The sequence below is a fragment of the Blastococcus tunisiensis genome (assembly GCF_900112815.1).
Classification (GTDB): Bacteria; Actinomycetota; Actinomycetes; order Mycobacteriales; family Geodermatophilaceae; genus Blastococcus_B; species Blastococcus_B tunisiensis.
In genome coordinates, this window is record NZ_FOND01000014.1 from 106,651 (window position 1) to 120,769 (window position 14,119).

Consider the following 14,119-nt stretch of genomic DNA (forward strand, 5'->3'; position numbering starts at 1 on the left):
GCCACCCTGCCAGCCAGGAGCGGCACGGCGTCCGTCGTCAGTTCCGGGCGCCCACCACGTCGGCGGTCGTCCCCAGGTCGTCGGGCGCTCCGTCCCCCCGTCCCGGCTGCACGGCCTCCGGGGCCGCGGGCTCGGCGAACGCCTCGGGCGGCGGGCACGAGCACACCAGGTTGCGGTCGCCGTAGGCCTGGTCGACCCGGCGGACGGGGCTGAGGTAGCCGCGGCCACGCAGTGCGCTCACCGGGTAGACCGCCTCGGCCCGCGGATAGGGCCGCTCCCACTCCCCCGCCAGCATGGCCAGCGTGTGTGGCGCGTTCCGCAGCGGGTTGTCGGTGGCGTCGTACTCACCGGTCGTGACCTTCTCGATCTCGGCGCGGATGGTCACCATCGCCTCGACGAACCGGTCGAGCTCGGCCTTGTCCTCGCTCTCGGTCGGCTCGACCATCAGCGTGCCGGCGACCGGGAAGCTCATCGTCGGGGCGTGGAAGCCGAAGTCGATCAGCCGCTTGGCGATGTCGTCGTTGGTGATCCCGGTGGCCCTGGTCAGCGGCCGGATGTCGAGGATGCACTCGTGCGCGACGAGCCCGTCGGCGCCGGTGTAGAGCACCGGGTAGGAGTCCCGCAGCCGAGCGGCCACGTAGTTCGCCGCCAGGATGGCGTGCTCGGTGGCGGCGAGCAGCCCGTCGGGCCCCATCAGCCGGATGTAGGCCCACGAGATCGGCAGGATGCCGGCCGAGCCCCACGGCGCGCCGGAGACGGCCGGACCGCTGCTGCCGGTGTCGACCAGGGGGTGGCCCGGCAGGAAGGGCACCAGGTGCTCGCGCACCCCGATCGGGCCCACTCCCGGTCCGCCCCCGCCGTGCGGGATGCAGAACGTCTTGTGCAGGTTGAGGTGACTCACGTCGGAGCCGAACCGGCCCGGCTTGGCCAGCCCGACCAGGGCGTTGAGGTTGGCGCCGTCGACGTAGACCTGCCCGCCGGCGTCGTGCACCGCGGCGCAGATGTCCTGCACCGCCGCCTCGAAGACACCGTGGGTCGACGGGTAGGTGAGCATGATCGCGGCCAGCCGCTCGGCGTGCTGGCCGACCTTGGCGTGCAGGTCGGCGACGTCGACGTTGCCGGCCTCGTCGCAGGCCACGACGACGACCCGCATGCCGGCCATGACGGCGCTGGCGGCGTTGGTGCCGTGCGCCGAGCTGGGGATCAGGCAGACGTCGCGCTGCTCGTCCCCGCGGGAGCGGTGGTAGCCGCGGATCGCCAGCAACCCGGCGAACTCTCCCTGGGACCCGGCGTTGGGCTGCACGCTGACCGCCGCGTAGCCGGTGACCTCGGCGAGCATGGCGCAGAGCTCGTCGATCAGCTGCCGGTACCCCCGGGCCTGCTCCGCCGGGACGAAGGGGTGCAGGTTCGCGAACTCCTGCCAGGTGATCGCGGCCATCTCCGTGGCGGCGTTCAGCTTCATCGTGCAGGAGCCCAGCGGGATCATCGTCCGGTCGAGCGCGAGGTCCTTGTCGCTCAGCGACCGCAGGTAGCGCAGCAGGGCCGTCTCGGAGCGGTGGGCGGAGAACACCGGGTGCGTCAGGTAGGGCGTCCGCCGGCGGAGGTCGGCGGGGAGGGCGTCGGGCCCCGCGTCGTCGAGGGCGGCGTCGTCCGGGGCGACGCCGAAGCACTCCGCCACGGCCCGCAGGGTCTCGGGGGTGGTCGTCTCGTCGCAGGCGACCACCACCGTGTCGTCGTCGACCCGCCGCAGGTTGATCCGCCGCTCCGCGGCGGCGGCGACCACCTCGGCGGCGCGGCCGGGAACTCCCACCGCGACGGTGTCGAAGAAGTGCTCGTGCACGATCGCCAGCCCGCCGGCCCGCAGCCAGCCGGCCAGGACGGCGGCGCTGCGGTGCACCCTGGCCGCGATCGCGGCCAGCCCCTCGGGGCCGTGGTAGACCGCGTAGGCGCCGGCCATGACGGCGAGCAGCACCTGGGCGGTGCAGATGTTGCTGGTCGCCTTCTCGCGGCGGATGTGCTGCTCGCGGGTCTGCAGCGCCAGCCGGTAGGCCACGTCGCCGTCGGCGTCGACCGAAACGCCGACCAGGCGGCCGGGCAGCTGGCGGGCCAGGCCCTCGCGGACGGAGAGGTAGCCGGCGTGCGGGCCGCCGAAGCCCATCGGGACGCCGAAGCGCTGGCTGGTACCGCAGGCCACGTCGGCGCCCCACTCCCCCGGCGCCTCCAGCAGCGTGAGCGCGAGCAGGTCGGCCGCGACGACGACCGAGGCCCCGGCCTCGTGCGCGGCGGAGGCCAGCGCCCGGTGGTCGCGGACGGCCCCGCCGGCGCCCGGGTAGGACAGCAGCACGCCGAACGCACCCGCCTCGGGCAGCTCGGTGGGCCACCCGGCCGACAGGTCGGCGACCTGCAGCCGGATGCCGAGGGGCTCGGCGCGGGTCCGGAGGACCGCGAGGGTCTGCGGGAGCGTGTCGGCGTCGACGAGGAACACCGAGTCGGGCCGGGCCCGGCCGGCCCGGCGGACCAGCGTCATGGCCTCGGCGGCCGCGGTGGCCTCGTCGAGCACGGAGGCACCGCAGACGGGCAGGCCGGTGAGGTCGGCCACCATCGTCTGGAAGTTGATCAGCGCCTCGAGCCGGCCCTGGCTGATCTCCGGCTGGTACGGCGTGTACGCGGTGTACCAGGCCGGGTTCTCCAGCAAGGCGCGCTGGATCACCGGCGGCGTGACGGTGCCGTGGTAGCCCAACCCGATCATCGAGGTGTAGACGTCGTTGGCGTCGGCACGCTCGCGCAGCAGGTCCAGGACCGCCGCCTCGTCACGGGCGGCGGGCAGGTCCAGCGGCGTCCGGTCGCGCACGCCCTCGGGCACGCAGGCGTCGACCAGGGATTCGAGGGTGCTGTGGCCGACGGCGGCGAGCATCTCCGCGGTGTCTCCGGCACGTGGGCCGATGTGCCGGGCGGCGAAGGCCCCGGCCGGTTGCAGGGAACTCAGTGATGGCAGGGGTCCAGCACGGTCGGCCACTGCAGGAACGCTACCAGCGGGGGCCCGACGAGCGGGGGCCCGAAGGGTCCCCCGAGGAGGGACGGGACGGCAGACGAAGACGCTGGAACGCGAGCCGTCCCGCGAGGCCGGCCCGACGAGCGGGAGCCCGAGGGGTTCCCCGAGGAGGAGCCGGGGATGGGCTCCACGCAGCCCGGGAACGGCACGTGGCCGCGGTCGTCGTCCGGAGGACGACAGATCACATGGCGCGGCGACGGCGGCGCAGCGACAGCTCGTCGTCGGCGGTGTGCACCGGGCCGCCGTCGAGGCGCTCGGCGGGCAGCTCGGCGAGTTCACCGGAGAGCTCGCGCAGTGCGCCGGACACGGCGATCCCGAAGACGCCCTGGCCGCCGGCGAGCAGGTCGACGACCTCCTCGGCGGAGGTGCACTCGTAGACCGTGGCGCCGTCGGAGAACAGCGTGATGTTGGCGAGATCCTTGATCCCGCGCGTGCGCAGGTGGTCGACCGCCTTGCGGATGTTCTGCAGGGAGACGCCGGTGTCCAGCAGCCGCTTCACGACCTTGAGCACGAGGATGTCGCGGAAGGAGTACAAGCGCTGGGTGCCCGACCCGGTGGCGCTGCGCACCGATGGCGCGACCAGGCCCGTCCGGGCCCAGTAGTCCAGCTGGCGGTAGGTGATCCCTGCAGCGGCACACGCCGTCGGACCGCGGTATCCGACCAGGTCGGTGTCGACCTCGTCGTACTGCGGAGCCCCGACAGCGGCATCGCTGAACAGCTGACCCTGAGAGCCGTCCCTCTGGTCGCTCACGTCCAGCGTCCTCCTCCGGTCCCGGTCCGCTCGCACGGCCCGGGTCGACGGTTCGCACCCGAGGTGCCGCCCCGTGCGCGGCGACCGGTGGGCGTTGCACCCACTGACCTCAGATGTCACACCGTTGTTGTTCGCCGACCGTAAGCCGGGTGGTGGACCCGGTCAACTGAGCGGGGCGGCGTGTCGCGTCGCTCATCACTTCGAGTGGAGGTCGAGACGCCACCTGCCGATGTTCCCGGGATGGCCTCTCCACGCGGGACTGCGCGGTGGCCCCTGCTCAGGCGGAGCCGCCGGACCCGGATCCGGCGCCGAAGTCCTCAGGCGAGATCTGGTCCAGGAACTCCCGGAACTTCTCGACCTCGTCCTCCTGCTCGTCGGGGATCTCGATCCCCACCTCGTCGAGCAGGTCGTCCGCGCCGAAGATCGGCGCACCGGTGCGCACCGCCAGCGCCACGGCGTCCGACGGGCGGGCGCTGACCACCCGCTCGTCCCCGAAGACCAGCTCGGCGATGTAGATCCCGTCCCGCATCTCGGTGATGTTGACCGCCTCGAGGGTGGCGCCCAGGGCGCTCACGACCTCCCGCAGCAGGTCGTGCGTCATGGGCCTGGCCGGCCGGACCCCCTGCTGCTCGAACGCGATGGCGGCCGCCTCGACGGCGCCGATCCAGATGGGCAGGTACCGCTCGCCCTGCGTCTCCTTGAGCAGCAGGATCGGCTGGTTCCCGGGCAGTTCGACGCGGACACCGACGACTCGAAGCTCCTGCACGGTGCGACTCCTCGGCTGCGGCCCGGGGGGAGCGGGCGGCTCGGTCAGGTCAGGCGACGGTCGCCGGGCCGGGAGGGAACGACCCGCTCCCGGCTCCGGTGCGGCCACGTCCACGGTACGCCGCGGTCACGGACGGAGGAGATCCCGGAGGCGCGCCTCCAGCAACGCGGTGTGCAGCTGCGCCGACAGGGTCGCGAGCTCGCGCAGCTTCTCGGTCGCGCGGGTCCGCGCCTCCTCGGAGCGGGCCCGCAGCACGGGGGCGACGAGCTGCTCGACGAGCCCGGCCTCGCGCTCGACACCGGTGCGGTACACGCGCAGGTGCCGCGGCTCGATGCCGTGGCGGGCCAGGCCGGCCGCCGCCCGCGCGATCGGCAGGTCCGTGGCGGGGTGCCGGCCGTCGGCGTCGGTCGACAGCAGCCCGAACTGCACGCAGTCGGCGAGCTGGTCCGGCTCCAGGCCCGCGGCGCGGGCGAACTGGTCCGACGTCAGCGGGGGTACGCCCGCCTCGGTGTCGACGTCGGCGGCGGACGCCGGCGGCACCGAGCCGGGGCCGGTGGCCGGCGCCGGCAGGGGCTCGCCGCGGTCGAGGGCGTCGAGGTGCTCCTTGATCACCCGCAGCGGGAGGTACTGGTCGCGCTGGGCGGCCAGGACGTAGCGCAGCCGGCTCACGTCGGCCCGCGAGAACTTGCGGTACCCCGACGGCGTGCGCTGCGGGTGCACCAGGTCCTCGGACTCGAGGTAGCGGATCTTGCTGATCGTCACGTCGGGGAAGTCGTCGCGCAGGACTGCCAGCACCTCGCCGATGGTCAGCCGTGGCGTGTGCTGATCGGCGGCGTCCCCGAGCGCGCTGTCGCGCTCGGGCACCGCCGTCACGTCCCCGTCTCGCCGACGCCCCGGCCCCGGGCGCCGGACCCTGCCCCGCCGACGCGGGGACCCGCCGGTCCGCGCACTAGCGAGCGGCCGGCTCGCCGGTACGGGGGCCGGTCAGGTAGACGAGGCGGAACTTCCCGATCTGCACCTCGTCACCCCCGGCCAGGCTGGCGACGTCGACCGGCTCCCGGTTGACGTAGGTGCCGTTCAGGCTGCCGACGTCGTGCACCGAGAAGCCGCCGCCCTCGCGGTGGAACTCCACGTGCCGCCGGCTGACGGTCACGTCGTCCAGGAAGATGTCGCTGTCGGGGTGCCGGCCGGCGGTCGTGACGTCCTGGTCGAGCAGGAAGCGGCTCCCCGCGTTCGGCCCGCGCTTGACGACCAGCAGGGCCGAGCCGGCCGGCAGCGACTCCACGGCACCGGCGTGCGCGTCGGCCGCCGACTCGGTGATCTCCGGCTGCTCGGTGGAGTCCTCCCCGCCGACCTTCGGGATCACGCTGGTCGACTCACCGACCCGCTCCTGGGAGAGCGCCGAGCCGCACTGCGCGCAGAAGCGACTGCCCTCGGGGTTCTCGTGGCCACATCGAGTGCAGTGCACGTCTGTCTCCTCCTGTGCGAGGGGCCCCGCCGCGGGCCTCTGGACGGGCCGCGAGCGGCCGGCGGACAGCGGGCCGGGCGGCCCGCCGTGGGTCGGCCGCCGCGCGAGCGGCGGACCGGGGTCATGGAACCAGCCGGTCGGCCCGAGGGTCAACCGGACGGTCAGGGTCGTGGAACCGAGGTCCCCGTGCTGATCACCGGCGAACCGGTGTCCTCACACGATCATAGTGAGCACCGGGGCCGCCGGGCTCGGTGGCGGGGCCGTCACGAGGACTCGACCACCGCCTGGTACGCGTCGGCGTCCAGCAGACCGCCGATGGGATCCCCACCCTCCCCGGGCACGCTGATCTCCACCAGCCACCCGGCGCCGTACGGATCGGCGTTGACCGTCTCCGGGGTCGCCTCGAGCGCCTCGTTGACGGCCGCGACCACCCCCGCGACCGGTGCGTAGATGTCCGACACGGACTTGGTCGACTCGACCTCACCGATCGGCGTCCCCGGGACGACCTCGTCACCGACGGCCGGCAGCTGGACGAAGACGATGTCCCCGAGCGCGTCCTGGGCGTGGTCGGTGATCCCGACCCGGACGACGGAGGACGTGCCGTCGGTGCCCTGGACCATCGCCCACTCGTGCTGGTCGGTGTACCGGCGGTCATCGGGTGTGGCCATGCGGCTCTCCAGGGCTCGTGGTGGCTCAGCGGCCCCGCTGCCGGGCCCCGCCGCGAGCGTGCGAGCGGTGGGGGGCAGCGGGGTCCTTCCTCAGTCGTCGACGTCGGGCGAAGCGTATTGAGGCGTGTCCAGCGGCCGCAACGCGTCGACGAGGACCTGGTCGGACTGCTCGATCGTCACCGAGGCGCCCAGCCGGTTGAGGTCCTGCACGACCCCGCCGGGGATGTTGAGGGCGGTGTCCATGTTCTGCGGCGAGCCGATGACGACGATCTCGTAGGGCGAGGTGATGGGCCGGCCGTCGACCATCAGGTCGCCCGGGGTGCCGGTGACCGCGGTGGAGACGCCGACGCGGACGTCGTCGATCTGCATGGTCTCCGCGCCCGCGCCCCGCAGCTCCTGGATGGCGTCGACGACGTCGCTGACCCGGACCTCCCCGTCGGGGTCGCGGATGGTGATCACCAGCCCCGGCCCCTGCGCCGGCACCGTGCCGTTGAGGATGCCGATCGCCTCCGCCTGGGCGCGCGCCTCCTCCAGCGCTGCCGCGGACCGGCTGTCGGAACTGGTCAGCTGCTCCAGCGCGTCCCGCTGGTCCGCGATCTGGTCGCGGAGCCGCTCCTCACGGGCGTTCAGGTCGTCGAGGATCCGGACCAGGTCCTCCTCGCGGGCACCGGCGTAGTCCTGGTCGTCCCCGACGGACCGGACCTGGACGGCGAAGGCGAAGCCCAGCAGCAGGGTGAGCACGCCGATGAGCACGGCGGCGAGCGGGTCCCGCGTCCGGCGGGCGGAGGTGCCGGTCCCCTGCTCACCGGTCCCCACCCCCTCGGCCGGGACGTCGGCGGCGGGCCGGTCGGCGGTCGCACCGGGCTCGCCGGCAGCCGCTTCCTCGCCAGGAGGCCGGTCCACGGGGGGCTCGTCCACGGCGGGCTCGTCCACGGCGGGCTCGCCGGTGGCGGGCTCGCCGGTGGGCGGCTCGCCGGTGTTCGGCTCCTCGTCAGCGGGCCGGACCGCGGCGGGCTCGTCGGCGGCGTCGCGGCCCCTCGCCGAGCCGAAGGGGTGCGGCAGCACGACCTCGTCGTCGCCGTCCTCGCCCCGGCGGGGGTCCGGTCGTTCGTCCCCGGTCATGCGCGGAACACGTGCCGTCGGATGGCGGCGGCGTTGCCGAAGATGCGGATGCCGAGGACCACCACGACCGCCGTGGACAGCTGCGCACCGACGCCGAGCTGGTCACCGAGGAAGACGATCAGCGCGGCCACCACGATGTTGGACACGAAGGAGATGACGAAGACCTTCGCATCGAAGATCCCGTCCAGCCGGGCGCGGAATCCGCCGAAGACGGCGTCCAGGGCGGCGACCACCGCGATCGGCAGGTACGGCTGCAGCCACAGCGGGACGGTGGGGTCGAAGAAGAGGCCGAGGAGGACACCGGCCGCGAGTCCGAGGATCGGGATCACGGGGGTCAGCCTCCAGGCACGGGGTCGGGGGCGGGAGCCGGGTCGTCCCGGCCCTCCGGTCGGGCAGCGCTCAGTTCGAGGATGCTGCCCGCGGGGAGGGACAGTTCCTCCTCCTTGGCGAACTCGAAGCGCAGCCCGAAGGTCTTGGAGATCCCGGCGAGCACCTCCACCTCGGGGCTCTCGAGGAAGGCCTTCGACAGGGCGTCGGGATCGCCGATGGCCCGGATCTCGTAGGGGTTGGTGACCGGCCGGAAGTCGACCAGCACCGCCTCCCCGGCGAACCGGATGGCCGTCGTCGGCCCCAGGCGCTGCCCGTTGATGCTGATCGCCTCGGCACCGGCCGCCCACAGCGCGTTGACGACGACCTGCAGGTCGCCGTCCCGCACCCGCCCGCGCAGGTCCTCCTCGACGGTCCCGCCACCCACCGGGTCCTCGTCGGCCGTCGGGTCGGCATTGGCCAGGGTCACCAGCAGCCCGGGGCCGGTCGCGGGCACGGCGGCGGCGCCCCGCTCGGCCCTCGCCAGCGCATCCCGGACCCGCTGGCCGACCGCCGTGGCGTCGAGCAGCTCGCCCCGCGCGCCGGTGACCTCGCTCCGCAGGATCTCCAGCTGGTCGGCCAGGTCGTCGGTGACCTCCGAACCGCGCTGGATGTCGTCGACCAGGACTGCGCGCACCTGCTGGCGCCCCTGGACGCTCGCGGCGGCCTCCTGGTAGGTGATCGCCACCAGGACGCCGGCCACCACCATGGTCAGGGCGACGGCCACCCGGCCGCGGGTGCGCGAGCGGGGGCCGCCCTCCCGGGCACGCGCCGCCGCGGCCTGGGCGTACGCCGGGTCGAGGGTCTCGGCGAGGACCGCGTCGAGTAGGGACGCCCCCATCGAGCGCGGTCCACCACCCCGCGGAGGTGGGGTCACCGCACGACCCGGGACTCGTCGCCGGCCCGCTCGCTGCGCACGATGCCGAACACCTGGATGACGTAGAACAGCCCCGCGAGCACGTAGAGGGCGGTCCCCCAGATGGTGAACGCCCACGCGAACGGCTCGATGGCCGTGGCCAGCCAGCCGGTGCCGTCGGCGAGCAGCAGCCCGGGGAAGGCGTACAGCAGCAGCAGCGTCGCCGCCTTGCCCAGGTAGTGCACCTGCAGCGGTGGGTAGCCGAAGCGGCGCAGGACGAGCAGTGCGACGCCGAGGACGAGCTCCCGGCCGACGAGCACGACGACCACCCACAGCGGGACGATCTCGCGCAGCGCCAGCGCGACGAGCGTGCTGACGATGTAGAGCCGGTCGGCAGCGGGGTCGAGCAGGGCGCCGAGCTTGCTGCCCTGGTCCAGCCAGCGGGCGAGCTTGCCGTCGAGCCAGTCGGTGAACCCGGAGACCATGAGGATGGCCACGGCCCAGCCGTCGGCCTCCGGCCCCAGCAGCAGCCACAGGAAGACCGGGACGCCGAGCAGCCGCAGCACCGACAGCGCGTTCGGCAGCGTCCAGATCCGGTCGGGCAGGTCCTCCCGGTCGGTCCCCGCGGAGGAGCCGTCGACCGGCCGTGGTCCGGGGACGGCCGCCGAGGGACCGTTCGACGACGTCACCGCTCCCCCACCTCGACCGACAGCCCGCTGCACACCCGCACGAAGGCTAGTCGACGGACCGGTGGCAGAGCCCCGTTGCCCGTCCCGACTCGCGAGCCGCCGGCGCCCTCCCGACCGCCGGACCGCGGCGGTGCGGGCGCCGCGTCAGGCGGGGACCGCGAGGTTCGCCGGGGCGGGCTCGTAGCCCAGGGGGGTGCGGGAGAAGGAGCCGGTGCCGTGCGTGACCGACCGCAGCACGCCCGGGTAGCTGAGCAGCTCGACCTCGGGCACCTCCGCCCGCACCGTCGTCCGGTCCCGGAGCGGGTCCGCCACGCTGCCGGTCACGCGGGCGCGACGGCCGGAGAGATCGCTCATCACCGCGCCGACGTACTCGCCCGGGACCACCACCTCCACCTCGCACCACGGTTCGAGCACGCGGGTCCCGACGGCGGCGGCGAGCTCGCGGAGCGCGAGAGCTCCGGCGGCCTGGAACGCGGCGTCGGAGGAGTCGACGGAGTGCGCCTTGCCGTCCACCAGGGTCAGGTGCACGTCGACCAGCGGCCGGTCCCCGGTGATGCCCCGCTCGGCCTGCGCCCGGATGCCCTTCTCCACGCTGCCGTGGAACTGGCCGGGCACCGTGCCGCCGACGATCCGCTGCTCGAAGACGATGCCCGAGCCCGGTGGGCCGGGTTCGGCCTCGATGACCACGACCGCGTACTGGCCGTGGCCGCCGGACTGCTTGACGTGGCGGCCGGTGACGCGCGCGGGGCCGGCGAGCGTCTCCACCATGGGAACGCGCACGGGGACGGTGGTCACCGAGACGCCGTGGCGGGTGCGGAGCCGTTCCAGCAGGACCTCGGCGTGGGCCTCGCCGACGCACCACAGCAGGAGCTGGCCGGTGTCGGGGCGGCGGTCGAGGCGCACCGTCGGGTCCTCCGCCACGAGCCGGGCCAGCGCCGTGGCGAGCCGGTCCTCGTCGGACCGGGAGGCGGCCTCCAGCGCGACGGGGAGCTGCGGTGTGGGGAGGTCCCACGGGGGGACCAGCCGCGGGTCCTCCGGGGCGGAGAGGGTGTCCCCCGTCTCGGCCGTCGTGAGCCGGGCGACCGCGCAGATGTCGCCGGCCGGGCAGGAGGCGACGGGGCGCAGCGACGTCCCCAGCGGGGACGACAGGACCCCGATGCGCTCGTCGACGTCGTGGTCGGGATGCCCCCGGTCGGACATGCCGTGCCCGGAGACGTGGACGGGGACGTCGGGGCGCATCGTCCCGCTGAAGACGCGGACGAGGCTGACCCGGCCGACGTACGGGTCGGTGGTGGTCTTCACGACCTCGGCGACGAGCGGCCCCTCCGGGTCGCAGGACAGCGACGGGACCGGGCCGTCGTCGACGGTCGTGACCGGCGGGCAGCCGTGCTCCAGGGGGCTGGGGAACCCGGCGACGATCAGCTCGAGCAGATCGGGGATCCCGACCCCGGTGAGCGGGGCCGCGCAGAGCACCGGGTGGAAGTGCGCCCGGGCCACCGCCGTCTCCAGGTCGGCGATGAGGTCGGCCTGGACGAGCTGGTCGCCGGCCAGGTACCGCTCCATCAGCGCCTCGTCCTCGCTCTCGCCGATGATCCCCTCGATGAGCTCCGAGCGCAGCCGGTCGGCCTCCGGCGCGGCCGCGTCCGGCTCCAGGAGGGACACCAGGCCCTGGACCGAGCCGTCGGCGCCGCGGTCGACGAGGTGCACGGGGTAGACGCCCTCGCCGAGCAGCCGCCGGCAGCTCCGGACGGCCTCCTCCACGTCGGCCCGGGCCCGGTCCAGCTGGGTGATGACGACGGCGCGCGGCATCCCCACCGCGGCGCACTCCTCCCACAGTTGCACCGTGGCCGCGTCGACCCCGTTGACGGCCGAGACCACGAACAGCGCCGCGTCCGCCGCCCGCAGCCCGGCGCGCAGCTCCCCGACGAAGTCCGGTGAGCCGGGCGTGTCCAGCAGCGTGACGCGGTGACCGGCGTGCTCGGTGGTGGCCACGCCGAGGGACACCGAGCGCTGCTGCCGGGTCTCCACCTCCTCGGTGTCCAGGCAGGTGGTCCCGTCCTCCACCCGGCCGGCGCGCGGCAGCGCACCGGTCGCGACGAGCAGGGCCTCCGCCAGCGTGGTCTTGCCCGCCCCCGCGTGCCCGACCAGGGCCAGGTTGCGTACCTGAGCGGCCGGCCGGGGGGCCGGCGCCGTCCCGGTGTCCTTCGCCACGGAGCCGGCCCTCAGCTGTGCGCGGGGCCGGTGTGGTGGACCACGGCCGGAGTGCCGGCCGGGAAGAAGAGCGCGGTGTGCCCGTCGGGCTCCCACCGGACCCGGTAGGGCGGACCGCCGTCGGGCTCGTGGCACTCCAGGACCTCGCCCACCCGCTCGGGTTCGCCCTGGTGGGTGGAGTGGACGACGATCCGGTCGCCGACATGTGCTTCCCGACGGCCTCCTCGCGGCAGCTCGACTGTGGTCTGCCTCACAGCCTGCCCGGGATGCCGGGGACGGACAAGACCCTGCCGCTCACCGGCCGGGCCGCCGTCGTCCGGGAGCACCGGACCGGCGCTCGCCGCCCGGGCATGCACGGGAGGCCGCCGGGTACGCGGCCGTGCATGGACCCCTCACCCGGCGACGCCGGCAGCCACCCCGTCCGCCGCCCGGAACCCGACACCCGCCCGGCCGCCGCAGCCGCTCCCCCGCCACGCTCCCGGCGGGCGCTGGCGGTCTTCGTGTCGTCGCTGGTGCTGGTGGTGTGCGCGGTGGCCGGCGTCCTGCTGTTCTTCACCGACCAGCCGGTGGGCTATCCCGTGCTGCTCCTGGGGCTGGCCGCCCTGGCCGCCGCAGCCCTGGTCGTCACCCTGCGCCGGGGTGCCCGGCGGTAGCGGGACGCCGCCGGCCGCGGGCCCGTCCCGACGGGCCCGCCGGGCCGTGTGGCAGGGCGGTGTCGAACCCGTGTCACTGCCGCCATATTCGGAGTCCCCCCTCCCGGGGCGGGCACCGCCTCGTCGTCCGAGAGAACCCAGCACGCGCGCCTCGCGCCGTGCGGAACGAAGGAGACGACGTGAGCACTGCCGTTCGCACCACCCGCAGCACCTCCCGACGCGCCGGACGGGCGGTCACCGCCCTGGCGGCCGCGGTCCTCGGGATGGGCGGACTGGCCGCCTGCAGTGACGACTCGGCCGGTCCGGAGGCCGGCGGGGTGTCCGCCGAGGACCTCCAGCGCTTCGAGGACGAACTCGCCGGCCTCGAGGAGCGCGTCGGCACCATCGAGACCGAGATGGGGGTCGACGGCGGGGGCCTGGGCGCGGAGGACACCGCGTTCTGGGACGACACCCAGTCCTACGTGGGCCAGGAGGTCACCGTGAGCGGTGAGGTGTCGGAGATGGTGACCACGACCGACGTCGGCAGCGCGTTCAGGATCGCCGGCGAGTCCGGCGACCCGATCGCCGTGGTCAATGCCTCGGCACCGGCGGAGATGGACGCCAATGACGTCGTCCAGGTGTCGGGCACCGTGGTCCAGGTCCAGCGGGACACCTTCGAGGAGGACTTCGGCGTGGCGGCCGACGAGCTCTTCGAGGACGCCGACGCCTGGTTCGAGGCGGAGGAGGGCTCCCTCGCCATCTCGGCCGACCGCATCGAGGTCCTGCAGGCACAGGGCCAGAACGACTGAGCACCCGCCGGGGCGGTGGGCCGGGGCCTGACCGGTCCGGGCCACCGCGCCGGCCGTGCGCCGGCTCCGGCGGACAGGGAGGGCGACGACGTGCGGGTTCTGCTCCTGCTGCTCGTCCTCCTGTCCCTGACGGCGTGCGGCCTGCCCCGGGACGCGTCGGTGCACCCGGTGGCCGTGCCGCCGGGGTCCACGCCGTCGGCGCGTTCCGGGGGCTCCCCGGACGGGGGTGAGGTCGCGGTCTGGTTCGTCCGGGGCACGCGCCTGGAGGCGGTGCCGCGCTGGGCACCGGAGCCGGGGCCCGCGGGAGCCGTGGCGCTGCTGCTGGCCGGGCCCACCCGGTCGGAGGTGGTCGACGGTCTGCGCACCGCCTTGTCACCCGTCGACGCGACGGTGTTCCCCATGGTTCCGGCGGCCGGAACGGTGACGATCTCGGTCGGCCGGGACTTCACCGGCATCGGCGGCGGCAACCAGTTGCTCGCCGTGGCGCAGGTGGTCTGGACGGCGACCCAGTTCCGCGCGGTCGACAGGGTCTGCTTCACCGTGGACGGGAGCCCGGTCGAGGTCCCGACCGACGCGGGGCTGGTCGGCCGGCCGGTCGACCGGTCCGACTACCGGTCCGCCGCGCCACGTCCCCCGCGGCGGCCGTCCGCGGGCTCCGACTGGCACCCCGCGGACCGGCCGAGCACGATTCCGTCGACGACCCCGTCCACCGGCTGCACCGTCCGCTGA

General features: G+C 74.6%; 15 protein-coding genes. 3 read left to right on the top strand and 12 right to left on the bottom strand.

All coding sequences use genetic code 11. The features are described 5' to 3' along the window. Positions 1-37 precede the first annotated feature (37 nt). From gcvP to BM142_RS17305, 12 genes are all read right to left on the bottom strand, one after another. Positions 38-3,016: an aminomethyl-transferring glycine dehydrogenase gene (gene gcvP, locus BM142_RS17250; protein ID WP_092201471.1), complete on the bottom strand. Its 2,979-nt coding sequence runs from the start codon at positions 3,014-3,016 to the stop codon at positions 38-40. 217 nt (positions 3,017-3,233) lie between these two features. After that, complete coding sequence (locus BM142_RS17255; protein WP_092201473.1) at positions 3,234-3,803, bottom strand: MerR family transcriptional regulator; 570 nt, start codon at positions 3,801-3,803, stop codon at positions 3,234-3,236. Positions 3,804-4,080: 277 nt separating this feature from the next. After that, the gene (locus BM142_RS17260; protein WP_092201475.1) at positions 4,081-4,569 is read right to left on the bottom strand and encodes a bifunctional nuclease family protein; all 489 of its coding nucleotides are present in this window, start codon (positions 4,567-4,569) and stop codon (positions 4,081-4,083) included. 126 nt (positions 4,570-4,695) lie between these two features. Beyond that, on the bottom strand, positions 4,696-5,433 hold the full coding sequence (ftsR, locus tag BM142_RS17265) for a transcriptional regulator FtsR (protein ID WP_254791038.1): 738 nt from the start codon (positions 5,431-5,433) through the stop codon (positions 4,696-4,698). Between the two features lie 85 nt (positions 5,434-5,518). Then, positions 5,519-6,037, bottom strand: a complete 519-nt coding sequence (gene odhI, locus BM142_RS17270) for an oxoglutarate dehydrogenase inhibitor Odhl (RefSeq protein ID WP_092201479.1) — start codon at positions 6,035-6,037, stop codon at positions 5,519-5,521. A gap of 263 nt (positions 6,038-6,300) precedes the next feature. Then, a complete protein-coding gene (gcvH, locus tag BM142_RS17275) occupies positions 6,301-6,705 on the bottom strand; it encodes a glycine cleavage system protein GcvH (RefSeq protein ID WP_092201481.1) in 405 nt (134 codons plus the stop codon). Between the two features lie 90 nt (positions 6,706-6,795). Next, positions 6,796-7,827, bottom strand: coding sequence for a DUF881 domain-containing protein (locus BM142_RS17280; protein WP_092201483.1), 1,032 nt, complete (start codon positions 7,825-7,827; stop codon positions 6,796-6,798). Continuing rightward, positions 7,824-8,156, bottom strand: a complete 333-nt coding sequence (locus tag BM142_RS17285; RefSeq protein WP_092201486.1) for a small basic family protein — start codon at positions 8,154-8,156, stop codon at positions 7,824-7,826. Before BM142_RS17285 ends, BM142_RS17280 begins: the two co-directional genes overlap by 4 nt. 5 nt (positions 8,157-8,161) lie before the next feature. Continuing rightward, a complete protein-coding gene (locus BM142_RS17290) occupies positions 8,162-9,034 on the bottom strand; it encodes a DUF881 domain-containing protein (RefSeq protein ID WP_092201488.1) in 873 nt (290 codons plus the stop codon). A gap of 32 nt (positions 9,035-9,066) precedes the next feature. Then, a complete protein-coding gene (locus BM142_RS17295; RefSeq protein WP_092201490.1) occupies positions 9,067-9,738 on the bottom strand; it encodes a cardiolipin synthase ClsA in 672 nt (223 codons plus the stop codon). 144 nt (positions 9,739-9,882) lie between these two features. Then, positions 9,883-11,949 carry an elongation factor G-like protein EF-G2 gene (locus BM142_RS17300; protein WP_092201492.1) on the bottom strand — a complete coding sequence of 689 codons (2,067 nt, stop codon included), beginning with the start codon at positions 11,947-11,949 and terminating at the stop codon, positions 9,883-9,885. An 11-nt stretch (positions 11,950-11,960) separates the two neighbouring features. Continuing rightward, positions 11,961-12,203, bottom strand: coding sequence for a DUF1918 domain-containing protein (locus BM142_RS17305; protein ID WP_254791039.1), 243 nt, complete (start codon positions 12,201-12,203; stop codon positions 11,961-11,963). 12 nt (positions 12,204-12,215) lie between these two features. On the opposite strand from BM142_RS17305, the gene BM142_RS17310 reads away from it, so the two are divergent. The 3 genes from BM142_RS17310 to BM142_RS17320 all read left to right on the top strand — a co-directional run bounded on the left by BM142_RS17310 (position 12,216) and on the right by BM142_RS17320 (position 14,119). After that, positions 12,216-12,602, top strand: coding sequence for a hypothetical protein (locus BM142_RS17310; protein WP_092201494.1), 387 nt, complete (start codon positions 12,216-12,218; stop codon positions 12,600-12,602). Between the two features lie 179 nt (positions 12,603-12,781). Continuing rightward, positions 12,782-13,390 carry a hypothetical protein gene (locus BM142_RS17315; protein WP_092201496.1) on the top strand — a complete coding sequence of 203 codons (609 nt, stop codon included), beginning with the start codon at positions 12,782-12,784 and terminating at the stop codon, positions 13,388-13,390. Positions 13,391-13,480: 90 nt separating this feature from the next. Further along, positions 13,481-14,119, top strand: coding sequence for a GerMN domain-containing protein (locus tag BM142_RS17320; protein WP_175527322.1), 639 nt, complete (start codon positions 13,481-13,483; stop codon positions 14,117-14,119).